This is a genomic window from Dyadobacter endophyticus, assembly GCF_014641595.1.
GTDB classification, from domain to species: domain Bacteria; phylum Bacteroidota; class Bacteroidia; order Cytophagales; family Spirosomataceae; genus Dyadobacter; species Dyadobacter endophyticus.
The window spans coordinates 2228898-2252047 of sequence record NZ_BMIA01000001.1 but is presented as its reverse complement, the minus strand read 5'-3'; the positions used below and the strand labels follow the sequence as shown (position 1 = coordinate 2252047).

Sequence of the window (23150 nt, the reverse complement as noted above, 5' to 3'; positions counted from 1 at the left end):
AATCTCAGTTGTCCGCGAGCGTGTAAGTCACGGTAACCGTCGTGGATCCCGACCGCAGGTTTGCATAATTGGCATCGTCGGCAATGAAAGTATAGGTGAGCTGGTGCCCGCTCGTGGGGCCCGAAGCCGTGTACGCGCTTCCGATGTCGGAAATGAGCGCCTGATCGGTTGTCAGCAGATTAAAGCCGGCCGTTGGCGTACCTTTTGTACCGGCACCACCCACCGCAGTGGCTGCCACCAGGTGGATGTCTATGCCATCGACCAGCGGCGTAGCTTTCACATTCACTTTCTTGGTCGTGGTTCCCGTCTGGATCGATGTGTAGTTTAGCCAAATCGTCGAGTTTGCAGCGGGAGCTACTATTTTATCACCCGCTTCATCGTTGGCAGGTTTGGTAAAACTGGCTGTAAAGTTTCTGGTTGCGGAAGTTTCAAGGTCAAGTAATGCCACGGTGGGTACAACCACGGAAATCTGGTGATTGTCGGTTTGGGTGTCCTGTGCTAGGGCACGGTTTGATAAGCCGGCCAGCGCCACAACAAGGGTAAAGGGGACGAGGGTAAAGTAATTTTTCATAATTAAAGAGGGAATAAAGTGAATTTTGTTGCTTTAAGGAAAGCGTATAAATGTAGAAGTACTTTTATGTATATCCAACAGTATCGGGAAATATTTTGCCTACAAAGTATAGGGTTATAGTACTTTCGGTTACATGAGTTTAAAATGGCAATGGTGGACGATTAAGCACTGACGTGAGCAACACCGACTTTTATGCCGTTATCATTTTGACAGCTCCCGGCCGGGCAGTATTATTACACCAAAAACTAAAACAATGAAAATTACCTATTACGGCCATTCGTGTTTCTCCGTAGTTGCGGGAGGCAAAACGATCCTGTTCGATCCGTTCATTTCGGGTAACGAACTTGCCAGCGGCATCAACCCGGACGATATTAAAGTGGATTATATTTTTGTGTCCCACGGGCATTTCGATCACTCACATGACGTGGTGCGTATCGCCAACAACAACGATGCAATGGTGGTGGGCAGCTGGGAACTTTACACGCATTTCGGCGCGCAGGGTGTTAAAAACGTGCATCCGCTCAACCCGGGCGGTAAGTGGAGCTTCGACTTCGGGATCGCGAAAGGTACCGCTGCCGTGCATTCGAGCAGTTTCCAGGATGGCAGCTACGCCGGTGTAGCGGAGGGGTTTGCATTCAAAACCGAAGACGGCAATTTCTATTACAGCGGCGATACCGCGCTCACGCTCGATATGACGCTCGTCCCGAAATGGGTGAAGCTGGACTTCGCGGCATTACCGATCGGCGATGTGCTTACGATGGGGATCGAGGATGCCATCGAGGCGGCCAAACTGCTGGGGGTGACGCATGTACTGGGCGTGCATTACGACACTTTCGGCTTTATTAAGGTCGACAAAGCGGCGGCAATAGAGGCGTTCCGCGACGCGGGCCTGACGCTGCATTTGCCCGAAATAGGGGAGTCGATTACGATTTAGCAGAGGAAGGGGGCATTTTTAATTCATTTTTAATTACACCGCCTTCTTCTTAACGATATATTTCGAACACAATAACAAATGCACCTAGTGCGGTTATTGCTATTGAGTTATGTAGTTAAAGATCCATTGTCCATATTTATGTTCAATGGATTTTTTATATAAAGCTCAACGGTTTTCGAGCCAGCCCAAAAAATGGCTTACTTTTTCCTTGCCAATCAGCAGTTTTTCCGGTGTCGGGGTCGTGAGTTTGATAAAAAGCTTCCTCGAAAAATAATGCTCCACTTCCTTCACCGCATCGAAATTGACGAGGTACTGGCGGTTCAGCCTGTAAAACTGTGAAGAGGAAACCATCCCCTGCACGTCTTCCAGAGGCTGGGTAATGGTATAATCCTGATTATCAAATGTGCGCAGCCAGGTTGTTTCATTATGAATGTAGAAGAATGCGATCGTCTCGGTTTTAATGGTAATGTATTTGTTTTGCCTGAAAACCAGAAAGCTCTTTTTGCCTTCGGGTTCGGCGAGTTTTTTTAAAAGCATTTCAAGCTCAGGTACCAGTGGTTTTTCACTGGAAAAATAGGTTTTCAACTGGCTAAGTTTATCGAGCGCACCTTCAATATGCTCTTTTTTGAATGGTTTGAGCAGATAATCAATGCCATTGGCCTTGAACGCCTCGATGGCATAATGGTCGTAAGCCGTGCAGAATATCACCGGTGGTACCACTCTCACCGATTCGAAAATCTCGAAACACAGGCCGTCGGACAGCTGGATATCCATGAAAATCAGGTCGGGCTGGGGCATTTCCGTGAGGTAGGAAACGGCCCGTTCCACGCTCTGGATCGTGGCCACAATGTCGGCTTCGGGGCGGAGCGTGGTGATCAGCTGCGCCAGCGAGCGGGCCGTTTTGATTTCGTCTTCAACGATTACGATTTTCATGAATGAGCGGCAGTTTGACCCTGAAATATTCCTGGTCGTTTTCGATTTGTACTTTTTGGTTCAGCAGGTGGAAATACCGGCGGTTGATATTGTCGAGCCCCACTTCCGTCGAATGCTCGGGGTTCTTTTTCAGGCGCAAAGGGTTTTCGACGACCAGCAGGCCGTTCTTTTCGTATATGGTAATGTGCAAGGGATAATCAAGCGAAACGACGTTGTGTTTAATGCAATTCTCGACCAGCAGTTGCAGGGTGAACGGCGGTATGAAAGTCCGGTAAATGTCCTCCGGGATCCGGTATTCCAGCTCGATACCCTCTTCGAACCGTGCTTTCAGCAAATACATATAAGCGTCGAGTATTTCAATCTCCTCCGAAAGTGAGATCAGGTCGAGCTTTCTGTTTTCGAGTGAAAACCGGTAAAAATCAGAGAGTTTTAATATGAAGTCGACGCTGTTCTTGTCTTCCAGCTCCACCATCGATTTCAGGGTACTGAGGCTGTTGAAGAGGAAATGTGGGTTGACCTGCTGTTTCAGCAACTCATATTGCGCGCCGAGGTTGTCGGCCTTGCTGCGTTCGAGTTCGAGGATCACCTGCTGGTTGCGGTGTGTCTGGTAGAGCAGATGCAGCAACATATAGAAGATCAGGTTGATCATGATCCCGCGCACCTCGAACATCAGCACCACCGGTCCGAAATCCACCGACGGGATCGCCAGCTTTTGCGCGCCTACCATCAGGAACATGAGCACGATGCCAATGGCGATGCTCCGGAACAGCAGGGAGTAGGAAAAGCCCGTCGCTGAATGCTCCTTGGTGAATTTCGGCAGCGAATAGATATTGAAATACCACACAAACAAGGTAAACGACGTGGTGATCAAGGCGCTGGTAATCGCCTCGAAACCATTGGGATGCTTCTCGGCTATTTTGGGGACGGTGGTGAGCACACCCAGTGACAGGGAACTAAGCCAGACGATCACCGCCGAAACCCTGAATCTCTTTTGTACCATGATTGTTCTTGAACAGGTTTACGGAAAAACAGATGCCTGTTGGGCAAATATAAAACTAATCCGCTCTGCTTTGCTTGTAGCGGCATTTTCGTCACGCTTTTGACGGGAGTGGCGGATCGCATAATCGATCGCAGGGCCAGAGCCGCCGGTGGAAACGGTTACCGTCTCCACCGACCGTAGTCCGCCATTGATATTACTCCCAAACCACAGCGGATTTTGTTTCAAATCCCAGGTTACGAGCTTGAAAACTACGCCCGGCGTCGCTTCGCCGGGCGTCGCTTCGCCGGATGTGTGCGCTGCGCGCTCCTCACGTGCATGTGCGAGGGCGTCGTCGTTCCCGTAAAGTACCGAAATCGTATGCGTACGGGCGTTGTGGAAGGAGGTGATGACGTGCAGGCCCTGATCGTCGAAGATCGTCTCGGGTGCAGGCGTGAGCTTGCGCGAGTCCTGGCAAGCGGCCAATACGAGTGTGGCGGAGATGATGATTAAAATGATGCTTTTCATGGCGATCCTTAGCTATTTTGTTTGAAATCGGGCCGAATGGCGGCGGTAATGGTACCAGTCTGGGTGTTTTGCAGGAAAGTAATCACTTCCCATTCGGTCGGGTTAAAACCTTCCGGCAGATTCAACGCCACATGGCCGCTGTCTACTGCCGGGAAGCTTTGAATGCGGCGGACGATCTGCACGTGCGGCAGCAACCGGCCCGCATTCTCGCCGCGTTTCACCATCGTATGCGCTACTTTTTGTACCAATGCGACTTGTAAAACGGTACCGCGGCCCGCGTTGGTTGCCTGGTAAGCCAGTTTCAATTTCCCCGCCTCGATTTGCGCGTCGGCATGCAACTGCGCAGGAGCGCCGGAGTTCAGTTCTATATTCAATGCGCGTCTCAGCGTCTCTTCCTGCGAGCCGATCAGTTCATGCCTGCCGTTTACGACCACCTGCGGCGTGTAAACCGTTTCGAGGTTGAGCCAGCTTGCATATTGGTACTGGCGTTTGGTAAAGTCTTTTTCGCTGAACACGTCCCGCCAGCCCTGGTGGTTCCAGTAGTCTACGTGGAAGGCGAGAATGTAAACCGGTTTGCCCGCATGTTCCTCCTGGATTTTCGCCAGCAGCTTATCCGCTGGCGGGCAGCTCGAACAGCCCTCCGAGGTGAAGAGTTCGATAACCGCAAAGCCTCTGTTTGCGGCTTTTTCTGTATTTGCCGAATCGGTTTTTGGGTTAAAAGCCATAGCAGAAATGGAAATGCCGAATAAAAGAAAAAGCGAATTGATGATTTTGGTTTTCATAATGAGTGAATGATTGAGTTTTGAATGAGTGAATGTTCAGGCTGTCACCGCTGAGCCGGTTTGGTCGGAATGTCGAATACGAACCCGGTTCCCTTGGCCAACTGGTGGCAATTGATGCAGCTGGTCGCGAATGCGGTCGTCTTGCCGTAGGGTTTCAAATCAAGCCCGCCGAACCGGGCGAAGCCCCAGCCTTCGGTTCCGGCAAACTTTTTCGCGTCGCGGACCATCATCTGGACGTTGTTGAAGTTGCCGGGTTTTACATTGCCGTCGGCGTCGGGTGCCTGGCTGTTCCAAACTACTTTCACGATCACCGCACCGTCGGGCCAGGGAAGGATGTCGTTTTCTTCCAGGGCTTTCACGGCAATGTCGTTTCCGTAGATTATGCGTGAGGTACCATTGTCGGGACGGCCTGTGGTGCTAATCACCTTCCAGTTTTTGTAATCATCGAAATAGCGAATGCCAATGACGGAGGTTGGCACGTTTGCGACTTTAGGCTTGTCAACGATCTTGGCTGTGTCTCCGGTGGCATAATGCTTTTGCGATATGCTGGTCACGTAGTTTTTCAGGACAGTAAGCTCCGCAGGCGTCACTTTTGCGGACGGGTGTGTGGCTGTGTACTCAGGTAGCGGCATCCGGCCGGCCTCGATCATATTGACAATGTACCAGAGCTTGCCTTCCTGCTCGCCCTTGGGAATGCTGTCCCATTCCGAAAAATTGAACCGTTTGCGGGCTTCCTCGACGTCGGCAGCGACTTTGTAGGAGAACGGTGCGACCTTGTCGTACCAGCGCAGGTTGGTTTCGTTGGAATGGCAATCGTAGCACGAGCGTTTCAGAATGCGGGTTACCTCTTCCGGTCCGTGAAATTCCGACGTTACGGGCGGATTTTCGATCTCTGGGCTATTAACCTGCAATACAACGAAACTCGTGAAAAAGATGCCTGCGAGCACGGCTGCAATGTTGCGGAATGTGTGGTGTTTCAGGGTCTTCATTGCGGTTTGTTTTTTCTCAAAAGTAGGGTTAGGAGCCGTCGTGGGGAATTGGATTCGGGCCGAACTGGACATATTCGGGGCTGGAATGGACGGGGGAGGGAGGAAGGGAGGAAGGGAGGAAGGGAGGAAGGGAGGAAGGAGGAAGGAGGAAGGGGAGGAAGGGCAATTTCAGTCTGAGCGGACGGGGCGGCTCAGACTGAAATTGCCGAGCTCGCGACGTTCTTTGTCCAGTTGGGCTTTCAATCTGTCCAGTCGGGTTATTTTGCGGTGTTGGGTGCGACGGAATTGTAGTCTATTTGTATCAGAAATCGCAGCGGAAACGCTGATTTTGCGCAGAATTGCAAACTATTAAAAGACTACAAAATCAAACTTTAATTTAATCGTACCGGCGACCCGGTCAAAATCATGGAAACAATCGAAATCGCTCAAGTAGCAGGTAATACCACCATCGATAAAGTTCTCTATACAGGGAAAACCCACACCTCTGGCGGCCGCGACGGCGTTTCACGCAGTTCGGATGGTAATCTGGACATTAAATTGTCATCACCGGGCTCCAATGGCGCTGGTACCAATCCTGAGCAGCTTTTTGCCGCGGGCTGGTCAGCATGTTTTATCGGGGCAATCGGCATAGCAGCCGCGAAGAAAAAAGTTGCTTTGCCGGAAGGTACAGCGGTGGATGCAGAGGTAGACCTGGGTCTCACTAAGGCCGAATATTTCCTGCAAGCCCGCCTGAATGTAAGCCTGCCCGGCCTGGACGAAGAAACTGCCCGCATTCTGATCGAATCGGCGCACCAGACTTGTCCTTATTCCAAAGCGACGCGGGGGAATATCAACGTCACTATTAACGTGAGTATCTGATAGGTTAAGTACAGTACTTCCTCGACAGCCCCGTCCGGTTTATCCCGGGCGGGGATTTTTGTATTAACTCAGGCCAATGCTATGGCTTCCGGAGCTTTCCATTTGCTCACAAACAGCTCCTGCAACTGCTCGATCTCCTTTTGATAAATGGTCTTTTTCCTTGTCCCGAAATACAGCGTGTTTTCCAGCGGCGTGCTGCCTTCCCATACGAGCTGGATCTGCGCGGCTTCCATGGCCTCCACGCATAGGAAATGCGGGACGATCGAGAAGCCCTCGCCGTCGCTGAGGCAACGGATGATGGAGCAAATGTTGGGGACAATGTAATTAGGGCGGAAATCGGGGTGCTGCTCGAAATTTTTCAGCCAGAAATTCTTCAAATGCTCCATGTCGGCAGCCGTGCTGTACCAGATCTGCTGTTTGAGCCAGTTGGCGGCTTCCGTCTTATTCGGCTGGCCGAGCAGATCGATCAGCGGGTCGATGTCGGTCTGATTACCAGCGATGAGCACAATCCTTTCTTTGGAAAATGGCTTGTAAACCAGGTTTTGCTGGCTGCCCTGCTGTGGCGTGACGATCAGGTCGAGCAGGCCGTTGTCGAGGTCCTGCTGCATTTGCGGGTATTCGCCGAATTTAATAATGAGGTTAAACGGCAATGAGGCAATATGCTCTTCGAGCGTGTACTGGAATGTTTCAAAACACATCCCGACGCTGATCGTCGGCCGCTCGGACTTGGAGCTTTTATGAAAATGCTGTTCCACGGCTTCCAGCTTGCGCAGTGGGTCGAGCACGAAGTTGTATAATACCTTTCCCTTCTCGGTTGGTACCATTTTCCGCGGCGACCGGTCGAACAGTTTGTGCCCGGTATAGGCTTCCAGTGAGTTTAAATGCAGGCTTACGCCTGGTTGCGATATAAAAAGCTCCTGGGCCGCCGCCGAGAGCGTCCCCGTTTCATAGATCGCCTTGAAAGTGCGGAGCCATTCCAGATTGAGTACCATACCTTTCTATAAGTTTTATGATACAAATATACAATTTAAGTTATTTTGATAATGAGTTAAGCTGCCGGAAATTTGTAGCATCAAAATCAAACAGAACATGAAAAAGATATTTGTCATCAACGGCGGTCAGCATTTTGCGCATTCCGGAGGGAAATTTAATCATACACTGACCGGACTTGACCAATCCTATTTTACGGAAGAAAACGGCTTTGAGCTGCAAGTAACAGACATTAACGAGTCCTACGACCCGGATGAGGAAGTGAAGAAATTCGTTTGGGCCGATGTGGTCGTATACCATACGCCTATATGGTGGTTCTCGATGCCTTATAAATTGAAAGAATACATCGACATCGTCTTCACCGCAGGCCACCGCAAAGGCATTTATCGAAGCGACGGCCGCAAAACCGATAATCCGGCGATCAACTACGGCACCGGCGGAATGCTCCACGGCCGCAAATACATGCTCACCACCACCTGGAACGCTCCGGAAACGGCATTCACATTACCGGGCGAGTTCTTCCGCGAACACTCGGTGGATGAAGGTGTGATGTTCGGTTTTCACCGGATGAATGCGTTTGCAGGATTAGCGCAGCTGGACGGCATGCATTTCCACGATCTCGAAAAGAACGCGACGCCCGAGCGTGTCGATGCATACAAGAATCAATACCTGGCGCATTTGGAAGGTATATTCAGTAATCAGGAAATAGCATATCAAGCGTAACGGGCCATGGAAAAGCTAAAAACAGCATTGGTCGTGGGAGCAAGCGGGGTAATCGGTAAAAACCTGACAGCCTATTTGCAATCGCTGCCCGATTGGAAAGTAATAGGAACATCGAGAAAGCCGCTGCCGGGAAATGTCGAAACCATTATAGTCGATTTGCTCGACGAGGCGGATGTAGCAGCCAAATTTGGAGCATTGGACCGGGTAACCCACGTTTTTTATACGGCCTATCAGGACAAGCCGACCTGGGCCGAACTGGTAGCGCCCAACATGGCCATGTTCAGGAACGTGGTGGAAACTATCGAAAAAGTGTCGCCCAAACTGGAACATGTCAGTTTCATGCAGGGCTATAAAGTGTACGGCGCGCATCTGGGGCCGTTCAGGACGCCCGCACGGGAGGACGACCCGCCTATTATGCTTCCCGAATTTATGACGGAACAGCAACGGTACATTACTTTGGCGCAGGAAGGCAAGCAATGGAACTGGTCGGCTATCAGGCCGTCGGTGGTGGGTGGTTTTGCACCCGGTAACCCGCTCAATCTGGTGTCGCTGATTGCCGTTTATGCTTCCATTAGCAAGGAATTGAATGTGCCTTTCCGGTTTCCGGGAAAGCCGGGCGCCTATCATCCGTTGATCGAGCTAACCGACGCGGATTTGCTGGCCAAAGCCACCGTGTGGGCCGCTACTACGCCGGAAGCCGTGAATCAGGCGTTTAATATCAACAACGGCGACCTGTTTCGCTGGGAAGAAATGTGGCCTAAGCTTGGTCGCTATTTCGGATTGGAAACCGCTTCGCCCGTGCAACTCCCCCTCGCGGAGGTCATGCGCGACAAGGCGCCGGTGTGGGAAGCGCTGCGCGAGCGCCATGGATTGCAATATGGCTACAAAGCATTGTCCGCCTGGCCATTCGGAGATTTCGTCTTTTCCTGGAATTATGATTTTCTCGCAGACGGTTCCAAGGCCAGGCGGCTGGGCTTTCACGAATATGCGGATACCGAACAAATGTTCTACCGCATATTCGATCAGTTGCGTGCCGAAAAGGTAATTCCTTAACCTTCCTGCTCGACAAACTCGGCCAGGCTCTTCCCGATAATGTGGTTCCAGCCCGCAGAGAAGCTTTCGGGTCTGAAATCGGGATGGTCTTTCGGGAAGGTATGAAGGCCCTTGTGCGTGAGGCGCAGTCGGGTTTTATCACCCTCGGGGATCAGCTCGAAACTTACTTCGGAGTCGCCGGGATAGTCGGCGTAGCGCCAGGAATAGGCGAGTTTCCGGTTCGGCTCAGCCTCTGTGACCTTGCAGAGATGGCGGTATTGCCGTTCCTCGCTTCCGGCTGTAAATTCGAACTCGAAGCCGGTTTCCGCTTTAAATTCCGGGATATCGAAATACCATTTTTTCATCTGGCCCGCGTCGGTAAGAGCTCTCCACACGCGCGCCGGCGGGGCATTCAGTACTCTTTCTAAAACAAAAGGTTCAAAAGCCATAGTTGTTATGGGTTAAAAGTTCAGAGGTTTTCATCCGAAGGGTTTTCGTCCAGGAAGCGTTCGAGTGCGTCCAGCTTATTATTCCAGAATTCCTGGTAGGTATTGGCCCATTCCGAAACCTGTTTAAGGCCCTTCAAATCGGCCTCGCAGAAGGTTTCGCGGCCACGGGTCCGGACAACGACGAGTCCGCATTCGGTGAGTATGCGGATGTGTTTCGCAACAGCCGGCCGGCTGATCGTGAAATGATCGGCGACGTTGTTCAGATTGAGCGTCCGCCGGGCGAGCAAATGGATGATCTCCCGACGGGTAGGGTCCGAAATAGCCTGAAAAACATCGCGCCGCGTCTGGTTCATGGGTTTTACAACTAATGGAAAATAAAATGGAAACCGTATGGTTTCCAAATATAAATGAAACCATACGGTTTCCAAAAAAATACCCGGGTTTTTTGAGAAACCCGGGCTTTTTTGTCCGATTTAGTAATACTGTTGAACCTTAATTATTTCCTTCACCAGACTTCTTGTCGTCATTGCTGATCCGTTTTTTCTGGCGCTGACCACCGGACACCTGTCCGAATTCATATTTTAGGTTGAGGCGCCACCCGCGGCGGTACATGGCTACGTCCTGCGTCTGCACAAAGTTGGCGCCTACGAAATCGTTTTTCCACCGTATTCTGCGGTTGAACGGATTGTCATAGCCAAACCCGATCGTTCCTTTCTTCTTCAGCACTTCTTTTTGTATTACAATATTATAGAACCCAAAGCCGCCATAGCTACCCTGAAGGTTCACGCGCGGCGAGTTGTAGAACCCGAAGAGCTGCGCTTTGATGCCCTTGCCGAAATCGATTGTCGAGTTCAGGTTGATGCGGTACATCCAGTCGGCGTTGCGGGTTTTGAGCTCGGCGCTTTCCAGTACATTATAAAAGAGGTTCAGCGAGCCGTTGACGGTCCATTGCTTCATGAGTTTCGTATTGGCGCTCAGGTTCAGGCCGTAAGCGGAGTTCTCGGCTACATTCTGGAAAATCTGTTTCAATACGCCGGTACTGTCGACGCTGCTGATGCTCTCGATCGCGTTGTTGGTCTGGCGCAGGAAAAAGGACGCGTTAATGCTTGTCTGCTTGATCGATACGCTGTAATTCGCTTCCACGGAGTGCGTCAGCTCGGGTTTCAGGTACGGGTTGCCACCGTATTGGTTCTTGGAGTCGGCCTGGTTTACATATGGGTTGAGGAAAAAGAACTGCGGCCGCTGAATGCGCTGGGTGTAGCTCAGCCTGACCTGCTGGTTCTTTTTAAGACTCCGCGACAGGCTCACGCTCGGAATAAGGTTTCCGTAATTGTTGGAAAAAGCCGCGGTACCGTTCAGGAAGTTGGCTTGTATGAACGTGTGCTCGTAACGTGCGCCAAGGTTGATACCCCATTTCTTTTTCGGCGTGCGGTTATAAACAAGGTATGCGGAGGTCACCTGCTGGGCGTAATCGAATACGTTGGCCTGCTGTGGCATATCGTGGAAATCGTCGGAACCGTCGATGGCACTGGATATGCGGTAATCGCTCAGGATCTTGCGGAAAATGGTTTTGGTACCGGTTTCGAGCGTGCTGATGCTGTCGAGCGGGTTGGTGAAGTCGAGCTGAATCGTCCCTTCCTTATTATTGCTGATATTATAACTCTTTTCGCGGTAGTACACTGCATTCTCGCGGGTTGCGACGTCGGAGTCGTAATCGCTGTCCTCTCCTTCAAAAGAGTACATCATCAGCAAGGCGAGCTCCCGTTTTGGTTTCTTGAACAAACGGGTATAATCGAAGTTGACCGTCGCACCCTGCCAGTCGTAGGTCCGGCGCATATCGCGTTGGAAGTACTGGCCGGAAACGCCCTGGCTGCTTTCGTCGAAAGTAATGTCGAACCTGTTGGTATTGATGCCATTATAGTAGTTAATCCCTGCACCGATGCGATTGAGCGAGTCGATATCCAGGTCGGCATTGAAAGTTCCGTAGAAGTTCTTTCCCCTGCCGTTTATCCATTGCATCTGGTCCTGGTTGGTGACGGTATCGCCGTTGGTGAAGGTGCGCAGCTGCTGCATGTAGCGTTTGTTTTTCCAGTTGCTGAACCCGCCGTTCGCAGAAAGTGTCAGGCCCTTGTTGCGGTGGCTGATGCTGGCATTCGGCCAGTTGTTCCATTGCCCGAAGTTCGGGCTGATCGATCCGTTGGTGCCTTTCAGTGTATTCTTTTTGGTAATAATATTAATGATGCCTGCCGTTCCTTCCGCGTCGTATTTGGCAGAAGGCGAGGTGATTACTTCCACTTGCTTGATAATGTCGGCCGGAATCTGTTTCAGTGCTTCGGAAACGCTTCGGGCAACGACGTTGGAAGGCTTGTTGTTGATGAGAACCTTGATGTTGCCGCTTCCACGCAGCTGTACGTTACCTTCGATATCCACCGCAATGGACGGTATCTTCTTCAAAACATCGGTAGCGTCCCCGCCTTTAATGCTAATGTCTTTCTCCGCATTATAAACCATCCTGTCGGATCGCTCCTCGAACAGGGCCTTCTGCTCGCTCACGGTCACTTCTTTCAGGTTTTGCGCCGCGGCGGCGAGTTTGATCACGCCGATTTCGACATCTTCTTTGTCGGCATGTACCGGACCAAAGGTTTTGCTGGTGTAGCCCATCAGGGAGGCCTGGACAATGTACACGCCTGGCGCGACTTTGGCAAATACAAACCGGCCTTTGGCATCGGCGGTAACGCCTTCGGTGATCTTCCCGTCTTTCAGCAATGCCACCGTCGCGAACTCGACGGGTTTACTGGCCGTGGAGTCCATCAGTAGCCCCGAAATGCGCACATGTTGGGCCGACAGGAAATTCATGGTGAGGGCCAGGATGGCCAGGGTGAGTAGGGGTGTTTTCATACATGGCTAATTAACGACTGTTCGATGCATGCAATGACGACCGAGTTCCGGAAACGTTGCACGGAAAAGAAAAAAAGGCCCCGGAAGGCCTTTCAGATTTTGTTAATCAGCTTGAAAAACAGGAGAATGGTGTCAGGCCCTCTGCCGGTGGAACGGGGTTTGGTCGTGACGTATCTGTTCGGCCAGACGGGTAATGTAAGGAATGCCTTCCCGCTCATAGTCAGCAATTTGTGTGGCTGTGAGACGTATTGCAAAGTCGTACAAGCCCACCCCTCCACATACCACCGAGAGGATGTAGTCTCCGGGCTGCTGTTCGGAAAAAGTGTAGTTCCAGGCTTCCTTGGCAATTTCTTTCATGTAAATAAGCGTTATGCGGGGCTAAATATACGTCAAAAAGAAAGGACAGCGCGTAGCCCTACGCGCTGTCCCGATTTCATAGTTATAGTGGTGTTTCTGTATATTTTCCTTTTGGTATCTTGTTGACAACCGCTTCGGAATAGCCCGTCGGAAGGTGCCCGCCTGGCAGCCAGAGGCTGTTGGCGCCCATTTCGTTGCCCGAAGGAACGCGTACATTCAATCCCTTGGGGTCGGGGATTGATATCCTTACCATTTCCAGGCCTTTCCAGCTACCGGCCGGTATACCCAGTTCTGTTTCAATCTTACTGATGTCCTTGCCGGTTTTGGTCAGCATGGCGTCCATTTCGGTCTTGGTCATTACAAATTGCGTGTTGTCGGGGTAGCCGAGCGTGTCGCGACCATACTTGTCCAATGATGATTTGGAGACAAGATAAGTCGCGCCGCCGTTGAATTGCGCAAGGTGGAAGTCGATATACTTCTGGTCGAGGTACACCGACGGGTCGGGGCGCTGGCCCTTGGCGATGTCGAGTACTTTCTGCGAAGTCCAGGGGGCTTTCCAGGAATCTTCGAGTTTGATTGTCTCGGGGTCGGTACCGTGGTCGTCGCTACACGAGAAGGACACCGCTGTCATGAACACGAGCAGCCACAGGTGGAGGAGATTTTTCTTCATGAAAATTGTATTGGCTAAATGTTTGTGTCCGCAAGTATACCGAAAAGTTAATTAATTCTACTTTTGTAGTATTGCTTTTTGAAGAAATTCTACAATTGTATTCTTAAACATCGTTTCCCCGTTTTGGAATATTCGTGCAAATTTTTCCCTATTATCGCGGCCGAAAGTACCAACAGGGCGTCTGCATGCTCATTTTAGGCAAGGTTAAGTCCCCACATCCGGGGCCGGTTCAGAATCGGCCAGGATGGAACAACTTTTGCATTGCTTGCGATAGTCGGGCTATGGGGCCACGGACGTATAGGGTGATAAGGAGCCTGGGCCGACACTCAGATTACCAATGAAGACGATGATACCCGGAAACATTTCAATTCTCCTGGTGGACGATGATGTCGATGATCAGGAGATTTTCCTGCTTACCATGCAGGACACAGGCACGGGCGTGGAATGCGAATTTGCATGCGACGGTATCCAGGCGCTGGAAAAACTCGGTGACGGCGGCTATCAGCCTCACCTGATTTTTATCGATATCAATATGCCCAAAATGAATGGGATGGAATTGCTCACAGCATTGAAACAAAACCCGCGGCTGGGGAAGACGCCCGTCTATATGTATTCGACTTCGGATCAAAAGGAGATCGTGACGAAGTGCATGGAACTGGGTGCTTCCGGTTTTATGAAGAAAAGTCCTGACATTGAAGAGCTTCGCAGAGAATTTAGTTCAGTGATCGATAACCGTTTGCCTTTATGACCGACCCGAAGGAACAAACCACCCTTGAATTTTTGGCAGGTGGAGGCGAAATGGGACGACGCATACGGGAATTCGATTGGCAGGCAACTGAACTCGGAAGTCCCCGGGACTGGCCGCAAAGCCTGAGAACCTGTATCCGGATCATGCTTAGCTCGAAACAGCCGATATGGATCGGGTGGGGGCCGAGACTTCTGAAATTTTACAATGACGCCTATATTGATATTGTAAGGGGTAAGCATCCGCACGCGCTCGGTGAGCCTGCGTCTGTCGTCTGGAAAGACATCTGGAAGGATATAGAACCTATGCTTTCCCGGGCAATGGAGCGCGACGAAGGCACCTACGAGGAATCGCGGCTGCTGATCATGGTGCGGAGCGGGTTCCCGGAAGAAACATATTATACTTTTTCATACACGCCCGTGTTGGGCGACGATGGTCGCCCGGCAGGGATGATCTGCTACAACACGGCTGATACAGAGCGTATTCTCAGTGAACGCGCGCTCAAAACCATGCAGCAGCTCGACTCGCTGGGCGAAAAGAAGCGGGAAGACGAAGTGTTCGCGCAGGTGGGGCGGGCATTGTTGGCCAACCCGCTGGACTTTCCGTTTGCGGTCATGTACCGGGTGTCCGATGACGGAGCACATGCCCATCTCGTTGCAACGTCGGGTGTGGACCGGGCCAGCCCGCTTCTGGATGAACAGATCCGTCTGGCTGAGCCGGGTGATCGTTACGAGCAACTGGCGGCGACCGTGCAGCAAAACCGGATGACCGAGGCGATTAACCGCGGAGATTGGAAAAATCTCGCCAAAGGTGGCTGGGATGTGCCGCCCAGATACGTGGTGTACCTGCCTATTCGGTCGGCGAGCCGAAAATCCCCGCTTGCGCTGCTGGCCGTCGGGCTGAATCCATATCGCAAATTTGACGAGGCTTACCGGAATTTTCTTCAACAGATCGCCGACCGCATTGCATTGGGCCTTGGCAATGTAATGGCATACGAGGAGGAGCAACGGAGGCTCCGGGCGTTGGAAGAGTTGGATAGGGCCAAAACCTTGTTCTTCACCAATATCAGTCACGAATTCCGGACGCCGCTGATGCTGATGCTTGGCCCGCTGGAAGAACTGATGAACCGTGGCACGACGGAATGGTCGGAGGCGGAAAGCGCGAAAGTGGAAGTGACGCACCGTAATGCATTGCGCCTGCTCAAACTCGTGAATACGCTGCTGGATTTCAGCAGGATGGAAGACGGCCGGGGACATGCGCGGTTCGTAAAGACCGATATGGCTTCCTACACGCAGAACCTTGCTTCCAATTTCCGTTCGGTCATCGAAAAAGCAGAACTGGAATTTGAGGTGAGGATCGGCGGTAACACATGCTATGCTTATGTAGACCGCCAAATGTGGGAGAAAGTGGTCTTTAACCTGCTATCGAATGCATTCAAATATACATTAAAAGGAAAAATCACGCTGGAACTCGATGCGCACGACGGCCAGGTGCGGCTGTCGGTGAGCGATACGGGCGTCGGCATTCCCGCGCACGAGATCCCGCACATGTTCGAGCGTTTTCACCGGGTGCAAAATTCCGGAGGCCGGACCTACGAGGGCACGGGGATAGGGTTGTCACTCATCAAGGAATTGGTCAGGCTGCACGGCGGGACGATCGGCGTCGAAAGCACGGAGGGTGTGGGGAGCCGCTTTACGGCAACAATACCCGAAGGCAAAGGGCACCTCGAGGCCTCGCAGGTGTACGACACCAACCCAGAAGTAGAAGACGCCATTTCGGATTTCTATGTAAGCGAAGCCGAGAGCCTGCTGGCTTCTGCGGAAAAAGAGCCGGTGGCTGACAATTGCCATGACGACCGTCGGCGGGATTGCATACTCATTGCCGACGACAATGCCGATATGCGGGAGCATATCCGGTCGCTTTTGGGGAATAAGTATAAAGTATTGACGGCCCCTAACGGTCTTGAAGCGCTGGAACTGATCCGGAAGCATCGGCCTGCGCTCGTGTTGAGCGATATTATGATGCCCCAGATGGACGGGACGGAGCTGCTGAAGGCCGTGAAAAGCGACCCGGTGCTATGCCACACACCCGTAATCCTGATCACGGCGCGGGCCGGGGAGGATTCAAGGATCGAGGGAATCGAGATTGGTGCGGACGATTACATTGTGAAGCCGTTTTCAAGCAAGGAGCTGATCGTACGGGCGCAGGCGCAGATACGGATGTTGGGCGAGCGCAATAAGATTACCGAGGAGCTGGAACGGAAAGTCGAGCAGCGCACGCAGGAGTTGGTGAATGCCAACAGGGAGCTCGAATCTTTCAATTATGTGGCCAGCCACGATCTTCAGGAGCCGCTCAGGAAGATACAGACATTCATTCACCTGATCGAGCGGAACAATTTCGATAGCGAGCTTTCGAAAGGCTATTTTCAGAAAATATACACTTCTGCACAGCGAATGGGCGAGCTTATCCAGTCGGTATTGTCGTATAGCAGGCTCTCGAAAAACGGAGAAGCCTTGCAGCGGGTCGATCTGAACAAAGTGATAGACGATATTAGCGTCGATTTTGAACTGGCTATCCAGGAGAAGCAAGCCGTGCTGTTGGTTGAAAACCTTCCGATAATCGACGCGAACCTTTTGCAAATGAATCAGCTGTTTTCAAACCTGATTAGTAATTCGCTCAAGTTCTCGGTTGTGGCGCCGGAAATACGGATTACGAGCAGCCGGGAATCAGGCCGCGAAATCCCGCTGGCACCCGTCGAGCTGGCCGACAACAGCTACCACCACATATGCGTAAAGGACAATGGCATTGGTTTCGAACCCGAGTTTAGCGAGAAGATATTCGCATTATTCCAGCGGCTCCACCGCCGGAGTGAGTATGCCGGCACGGGGATAGGCCTGAGCATCGTCAAAAAGATCGTGGAGCAGCACGAGGGCTTCCTGTCCGCCGAATCGCATCCGGGAGAAGGGGCGATATTCAACATCTGGTTTCCAGCGTAATTGCTATGTAACCAGCATTTTACGAGTTTAAAGATGTCAATATAGGATAGGAAAATGCTAATATTCGAAGGGGATTTGGTCGAAAATTGTTCTATTTAAACATATTTTAGTATTTTTGATAAAAAGCAAAAACCCGACTGTTTGGCTTCTCCCTTTACCGATACCGATGATAGAATACTGTGGCAGCGCTTCCGGCAAGGCGACGAGGAGGCATTTACCTCGCTGTATCAGCGGTATGTAAGGGTACTTTACAGCTACGGGAAAAAGCTGATTACAGACGACGCGGTGGTTGAGGACCTGGTCCAGGACTTGTTTATTGACCTCTGGCAGAGCCGCGAACGCCTGGCCGATGCAGAATCTCCCCGCTTTTACCTTTTCCGCTCGCTTCGGCGCCGCATTCACCGTGCTTGCAACGGCCGTTTCAACGAGCGCTGGGATCTTATCGACGAAGACCTTCATCCCATAACGCTCCCGAAAGAAACCGAAATCATTGAATCGGAGCAGACCCAAAAACAGAAAGACGAGCTCGATGCGTGGCTGAAAAGCCTGCCAGGGCGGCAATATGAGGTAATGATGCTGCGATTTTACCAGGATTTCAGCTATTCCCAGATTTCCCAACTACTTACGATCAATGAGCAATCGGTACGAAACCTCGTGCAAAGGGCTGTTTCTAAGCTCCGCCAGCTCACTATCTCGGTCGTTATCTCCGGATTATTTCTATTTCTTCTAAAATAATTCACGAAAAGTGAGTTAAACCGTCATTGCACGTGCTCTTTCTTATTGAGCACCGTGTTAAATTTTTTCATCAAATATTCATACTGATGGGTTACTATCATTACGAAGTAACTGATTTCCTGGAAGATCAATATTTCAAGTCCTGGGTATTAACCCCGTCTCAGGAGTCCTGCGAGTTTTGGAATAATTTTTTACTTACACACCCCGAAAAAGCGGAGGCCGTTGCCAGCGCGAAATGGGTCCTGCTGGGAATCCGGTCCGAAATGGAAGAAGATTTCCCGACTGAGGGGCAGGTGACAGCCATGCTCGACGAGATCCACAGTCGGAAGGAGGCTACAAGTCGCTGGCCGATGCGTGGACTATGGTTGCGGCTGGGTGCGTCGTTGTCGGCTGCTGCCGTGGTTTTGCTGGCCATAGGCTGGCTCCGAGAGCCCAACCGGCACGACAACCACGTAAGTTATGAGGAATTGTTGTCGGCGGTGGACGCGCCCCTGATGGAGCAAACCAACACGACCACCGCGCCGATCCTGCTCACATTGCCCGATAGCAGTACGATTCTGTTGCAGCCGAAAAGCAGCGTGAGTTATCGTAAAGACTTCGTCCGGAATGCATTGCGGGAAGTGTACCTGTCGGGCGAGGCGTTTTTTACAGTAACCAAAAATCGTCGGCGCCCATTTATAGTATATTCCAACGAGCTGGTTACCAAAGTATTGGGTACGAGTTTTATAGTGAAGGCATTCGAAGATGCGCGCCAGGTGGAAGTGAGCGTTAAAACCGGCAAAGTTTCCGTTTTTCCGCGCACCGATACGGAAGTATGCGAGGGGATAGCCAGCCCCGAACTGGCAGGGACGATCATCACGCCCAACCAGAAAGTACTTTTTTCACGTGAGCAGGTGCAGATCCGCAAAGAGCTTGTGGACTCACCGGAAATCCTTGCCTCGGCGGTGTTACCAGCACCGCTGCTGAAGTTCCAGGATATGCCGGTGTCGGCGCTGCTCGGCAATATCGAGGAGACCTACGGGATCGACATCGTATATGACGACCGTTTGTTCGGCCAATGCCTTCTGACGGCCTCGTTCACGACCGAAAGCCTCTATGAGAAAATGGAACTCATTTGCAAGGGCATCGAGGCGAGTTTTGAAGTAGTGGACGGAAAGATGGTCGTGACCGGCCGCGGATGTAATTGATTTTTAAAGCATTAACCAATGCAAACAAACCTAACTAACAACCCTAAAACGTGATTGCTTCTATGATTTAAACAAACTCCCTAAAAAAGAAAAGGTTGATGATGTTGCACCATCACCAACCCTGAGTTCATCCCCAGTTAGATACATCCGTTACCAGCGGATGGAGGACTCGTTTTGCCCATTTTTCCATGTTACAAAACTTAGTAAAGTTATGAAAAAATTGTATCCTAACTATGCTTATTGGCAGATCCTTATGAGATTCAGTTGTATGCAACTCATCATTGCTGCACTCCTGACGACCGTGGCCGTGGCTGGTGTTACCGAAGCGCAGGAGGTCCTGAATAACCGCATTACGATCCAGATGCAGAATCAGGACGTCCGTAAAGTGTTGTCAGCGATTGAAGACCAGGTTAAAATAAAATTCCTTTACAGTTCCAATCTGATCAAGGCGGAACGGAGGGTGAGTGTGAATGTCCGGCAGGAACAGCTGGGCGAAGCATTGAAAACCATTCTTACACCATTGGACCTTGATTTTGAGGTTTCGGGGAAACAGATCATCCTGAAAAGAGTGAAGCTGCCCGTTGAAAAGCTCAATCCGCAAAGCTACAAGTCGGCCACGCTGGACCGCAGCATTTCTGGTACTGTTACCGACGCGAGCGGCTCTTCTCTGCCGGGTGTTTCGGTAGTGGTAAAGGGAACATCCCGCGGGACCGGCACCGATGCGCAAGGCGTGTACAAGATTGACGCGCCGGATGGAAATGTGACGCTTACATTCAGCTTTGTAGGTTTTACTCCCAAGGACGTGGATGTGGCAGCCGGCCAGGGCACGCTCGATGTGACCCTTTCCCAGGACGAAAAGCTTCTTAATGAAGTGGTGGTTGTGGGCTATGGAACAGCCAATCGCAAGGACCTTACCGGTGCGGTGTCAATTGTAAAAGTCGCTGAACTGACCGAGCAGCCTAATGCCAACCTGAGCAACCAGCTGCAAGGCCGCGCCTCAGGCGTGACTGTCCTTACCTCAGGCCAGCCGGGGCAGGCGCCTCAGATCCGTATCCGCGGTATCAACTCATTTGGCAATAACACGCCATTATTCGTAGTGGACGGCGTTCCTACCCAGGATATCAACAACCTGAACCCGAACGACGTGGCTACAATGCAGGTGTTGAAGGATGCCGGCTCGGCTTCAATCTACGGTTCGCGTGCATCCAATGGTGTGGTGATTATCACGACCAAGCGCGGAAACGGCAAAGTGAAGGTGAGTTATGACATGTTTTACGGAACACAGGGTGTCCCCAAAGGAAATGTCTACGATATCCTTTCGCCTCAGGGAATGGCGGATCTGAAATTTCTTGCGCTGAAAAACTCGGGATCAGCGATCAACGATCCGCAATACGGCAATGGACAGACGCCCGTTTTGCCCGATTACATTGTGCCAACCGGTGCAAGTGAAGGCAGTGTGGATTTCTCGAAATATTATGTCAACCCGAACTACACCGATAAAGCCGATATGGATTCGTTCTATCGGATCGTGAAGGCCAACAAACAGGGTACAGACTGGTTCCACGAGGTGTTCAAAAGCGCGCCTACCCAGAGCCACAACCTTTCGGTAAGCGGAGGCGGGCAGCAAGGAAGCTACCTGTTCTCGTTCAACCATTTCAATCAGCAGGGCAACCTGATGAACACCTACCTGAAACGTTACACGATCCGGGCCAATAGCCAGTATAATGTGACTAAAAACATCCGTGTGGGTGAGAATATCGCGCTTACGCTGGTGAACAATCCGCGCAGCGGCATCCTGGAAGAAGGCAGTGCGATCGGTATGGCTTACCGGATGCAGCCGATTATTCCGGTGTACGACATTAAGGGTAATTATGCGGGTTCTTTCGGCAGTGGTTTGGGGAATGCCAAAAATCCCGTTGCTATCCGTGACCGGGCACGCAATAACCAGGGCCTGACCAATTCCATCTTTGGGAATATGTTCGCTGAGGTGGACTTCCTGAAAGACTTCACTTTCCGTACAAGTTTCGGGGGTAACTGGTTTACCTACACGGAGAATACTTTCGGTTATCCTGAATGGGAGAATGCTGAAAATGTAACGACGAACGCTTATTCGGAAAGGGTGAATTCGGGCTATAACTGGACCTGGACGAACACCGTTACCTATGAGCATTCATTTAATAATACCCATAATGTGAAGGTGTTGCTGGGTACCGAGGCTTATAACAGCTTGTACCGGGAAGTAGGAGGTTCTACCCAAGGCTATTTCTCTTTCGACCCGAATTACACCAGCTTATCGTCGGGCTCGGGAACGCCTACCAACTTCTCGAACCGTTCGGCGGATGCATTGTTCTCGTATATCGGCCGTATCGATTACAATTTCAAAGATAAATACCTGCTGAGCGGAACGCTGCGCCGCGACGGTTCTTCGCGTTTTACTTCCCAGTATGGCTGGTTCCCGGCTGTGAGCGCGGGATGGCGTATGAAGGAGGAAGAGTTTATGAAAAGCGTGACCTGGCTTAACGACCTGAAAATCCGCGGAGGCTGGGGGATCATGGGTAACCAGTTCAACGTGAACCCGACCAATGCATTCACTACTTATGGTCAGAACAGAAGCCATTCGTTCTACGACATCAAAGGAACGGGTAACAGTACCACCCAGGGCTTCCAGCGTCTTACCGTGGGTAACCCGGCTGCGAAATGGGAGGGAAATATCAACTCCAATATCGGTATCGATGCGTCGCTGTTCAATGGGTCTGTCGAATTCACGATCGACTATTATCAGAAAAACATAAAGGACCTGCTTTTCGCACCTGAACTCGCCGGTACGGTAGGACAGGGTACTGCGCCTGCGGTGAACATCGGAAAGATGAACAACAAGGGGATCGATATGTCGCTTTACGGCGAGAAAACCATCGGTAAGGACCTGAAACTGAATGCTACCGCTACGCTGACGACCTATAACAACAAGATTATCAAGATCACCGACGGTGCGAGCTATTTCGATCAGGAAGGCCGCCGCTTCAACGGTAGTGCTATTGTACGCAATGCGGTGGATCACTCGATCGGTCAGTTCTTCGGGTATGACATTGCAGGTTTCTGGAACACTCAGCAGGAGATCGACCAGGCCAATGCACAAGCGGCAGAGCGTTCGGGCAACCCGGCCGCGGTTTACCAGAATGAAGTGAAAGTGGGCCGCTTCCGCTATAAGGATATTAATGGCGACGGCGTTATTACGGCCGATGACCGCACTTTCCTTGGAAATCCCAGCCCTAAATTCAGCTACGGTCTCAATATCGGAGCTACCTACAAAAACTTCGACTTTGGGATTTTCCTCTACGGCGTTCAGGGTAACGAGATCTGGAATAACCTGAAATGGTGGCACGACTTCTACACCAACTTCCAGGGTGCAAAAAGCAATACCGCATTGTACGATTCGTGGACGCCCGAGCACAAGAATGCGACCGCGCCTATCCAGGAAAATACCGGTTCATTCAGTACCACTAACGTTCCAAACTCCTATTACGTGGAAAATGGATCTTACCTGCGTGCCAAAAATGCACAGATCGGCTACACCCTGCCTAAGCACCTCACACAGGCATTGAAGATCGACCGCCTGCGCGTGTATGTGCAAACCGCCAATTTGTTCACGATCACCAAATACTCGGGTCCTGATCCGGAGGTTGGACAGAGCCAGGTGGCCGGTTCAACGGCGTTCGGCCTGGACGAGGGGGTTTATCCGAACACCCGCCAGTTCCTGGTTGGCTTAAATCTGACATTCTAATTCACTGTATATAAAC

General features: G+C 51.3%; 21 protein-coding genes. 9 read left to right on the top strand and 12 right to left on the bottom strand.

The annotated features are described in order from the left end of the window. Positions 1-4: 4 nt before the first annotated feature. A complete protein-coding gene (locus tag IEY24_RS09295) occupies positions 5-571 on the bottom strand; it encodes a hypothetical protein (protein ID WP_188930916.1) in 567 nt (188 codons plus the stop codon). A 253-nt stretch (positions 572-824) separates the two neighbouring features. On the opposite strand from IEY24_RS09295, the gene IEY24_RS09290 reads away from it, so the two are divergent. Beyond that, positions 825-1505: a metal-dependent hydrolase gene (locus IEY24_RS09290; protein ID WP_188930914.1), complete on the top strand. Its 681-nt coding sequence runs from the start codon at positions 825-827 to the stop codon at positions 1503-1505. A gap of 165 nt (positions 1506-1670) precedes the next feature. Here IEY24_RS09290 and IEY24_RS09285 read toward each other — a convergent pair whose 3' ends face one another. The 5 genes from IEY24_RS09285 to IEY24_RS09265 are packed head-to-tail and all read right to left on the bottom strand — an operon-like array spanning position 1671 to position 5713. Next, a complete protein-coding gene (locus IEY24_RS09285) occupies positions 1671-2438 on the bottom strand; it encodes a LytR/AlgR family response regulator transcription factor (RefSeq protein ID WP_188930912.1) in 768 nt (255 codons plus the stop codon). Next, positions 2419-3438, bottom strand: coding sequence for a sensor histidine kinase (locus tag IEY24_RS09280; protein WP_188930910.1), 1020 nt, complete (start codon positions 3436-3438; stop codon positions 2419-2421). The genes IEY24_RS09285 and IEY24_RS09280 overlap by 20 nt, the downstream gene beginning before the upstream one ends. Positions 3439-3456: 18 nt before the next feature. Continuing rightward, a complete protein-coding gene (locus IEY24_RS09275; protein ID WP_188930908.1) occupies positions 3457-3942 on the bottom strand; it encodes a hypothetical protein in 486 nt (161 codons plus the stop codon). 8 nt (positions 3943-3950) lie between these two features. Then, positions 3951-4724, bottom strand: a complete 774-nt coding sequence (locus IEY24_RS09270) for a DUF1223 domain-containing protein (protein WP_188930906.1) — start codon at positions 4722-4724, stop codon at positions 3951-3953. 44 nt (positions 4725-4768) lie between these two features. Further along, the gene (locus IEY24_RS09265; protein WP_188930905.1) at positions 4769-5713 is read right to left on the bottom strand and encodes a heme-binding domain-containing protein; all 945 of its coding nucleotides are present in this window, start codon (positions 5711-5713) and stop codon (positions 4769-4771) included. A 405-nt stretch (positions 5714-6118) separates the two neighbouring features. Between IEY24_RS09265 and IEY24_RS09260 the strand changes: the two genes are divergently transcribed. Then, complete coding sequence (locus IEY24_RS09260; RefSeq protein ID WP_188930903.1) at positions 6119-6571, top strand: organic hydroperoxide resistance protein; 453 nt, start codon at positions 6119-6121, stop codon at positions 6569-6571. 68 nt (positions 6572-6639) lie between these two features. On the opposite strand, the gene IEY24_RS09255 is transcribed toward IEY24_RS09260, so the two are convergent. Next, a complete protein-coding gene (locus IEY24_RS09255; protein ID WP_188930901.1) occupies positions 6640-7563 on the bottom strand; it encodes a LysR family transcriptional regulator in 924 nt (307 codons plus the stop codon). A 97-nt stretch (positions 7564-7660) separates the two neighbouring features. Between IEY24_RS09255 and IEY24_RS09250 the strand changes: the two genes are divergently transcribed. Both IEY24_RS09250 and IEY24_RS09245 read left to right on the top strand, forming a co-directional pair. Then, positions 7661-8284, top strand: coding sequence for an NAD(P)H-dependent oxidoreductase (locus IEY24_RS09250; protein WP_188930899.1), 624 nt, complete (start codon positions 7661-7663; stop codon positions 8282-8284). Positions 8285-8290: 6 nt separating this feature from the next. Then, on the top strand, positions 8291-9337 hold the full coding sequence (locus IEY24_RS09245; RefSeq protein ID WP_188930897.1) for an SDR family oxidoreductase: 1047 nt from the start codon (positions 8291-8293) through the stop codon (positions 9335-9337). Here the strand turns inward: IEY24_RS09245 and IEY24_RS09240 are convergent. From IEY24_RS09240 to IEY24_RS09220, 5 genes are all read right to left on the bottom strand, one after another. Continuing rightward, on the bottom strand, positions 9334-9765 hold the full coding sequence (locus IEY24_RS09240) for an SRPBCC family protein (RefSeq protein ID WP_188930895.1): 432 nt from the start codon (positions 9763-9765) through the stop codon (positions 9334-9336). The two genes, IEY24_RS09245 and IEY24_RS09240, sit on opposite strands and share 4 nt — an antisense overlap. Positions 9766-9785: 20 nt before the next feature. Beyond that, entirely contained in the window at positions 9786-10118 is a 333-nt protein-coding gene (locus IEY24_RS09235; protein WP_188930893.1) for an ArsR/SmtB family transcription factor, read from the bottom strand. Between the two features lie 139 nt (positions 10119-10257). Beyond that, on the bottom strand, positions 10258-12663 hold the full coding sequence (locus IEY24_RS09230; RefSeq protein ID WP_188930892.1) for a TonB-dependent receptor: 2406 nt from the start codon (positions 12661-12663) through the stop codon (positions 10258-10260). Positions 12664-12795: 132 nt separating this feature from the next. After that, positions 12796-13020 (bottom strand): hypothetical protein, encoded by a 225-nt coding sequence (locus tag IEY24_RS09225; protein WP_188930884.1) that lies wholly within the window; start codon positions 13018-13020, stop codon positions 12796-12798. 82 nt (positions 13021-13102) lie between these two features. After that, entirely contained in the window at positions 13103-13690 is a 588-nt protein-coding gene (locus tag IEY24_RS09220) for a hypothetical protein (RefSeq protein ID WP_188930882.1), read from the bottom strand. A 337-nt stretch (positions 13691-14027) separates the two neighbouring features. On the opposite strand from IEY24_RS09220, the gene IEY24_RS09215 reads away from it, so the two are divergent. The 5 genes from IEY24_RS09215 to IEY24_RS09195 all read left to right on the top strand — a co-directional run bounded on the left by IEY24_RS09215 (position 14028) and on the right by IEY24_RS09195 (position 23134). After that, the gene (locus tag IEY24_RS09215; protein ID WP_188930880.1) at positions 14028-14438 is read left to right on the top strand and encodes a response regulator; all 411 of its coding nucleotides are present in this window, start codon (positions 14028-14030) and stop codon (positions 14436-14438) included. Beyond that, positions 14435-17431 carry an ATP-binding protein gene (locus IEY24_RS09210; protein ID WP_188930878.1) on the top strand — a complete coding sequence of 999 codons (2997 nt, stop codon included), beginning with the start codon at positions 14435-14437 and terminating at the stop codon, positions 17429-17431. The genes IEY24_RS09215 and IEY24_RS09210 overlap by 4 nt, the downstream gene beginning before the upstream one ends. Positions 17432-17572: 141 nt before the next feature. After that, complete coding sequence (locus IEY24_RS09205; protein ID WP_188930876.1) at positions 17573-18166, top strand: RNA polymerase sigma factor; 594 nt, start codon at positions 17573-17575, stop codon at positions 18164-18166. 86 nt (positions 18167-18252) lie between these two features. Next, entirely contained in the window at positions 18253-19353 is a 1101-nt protein-coding gene (locus IEY24_RS09200) for a FecR family protein (protein WP_188930874.1), read from the top strand. A gap of 211 nt (positions 19354-19564) precedes the next feature. Further along, positions 19565-23134 (top strand): TonB-dependent receptor, encoded by a 3570-nt coding sequence (locus IEY24_RS09195; protein WP_188930872.1) that lies wholly within the window; start codon positions 19565-19567, stop codon positions 23132-23134. The last annotated feature ends 16 nt before the right edge of the window (positions 23135-23150 follow it).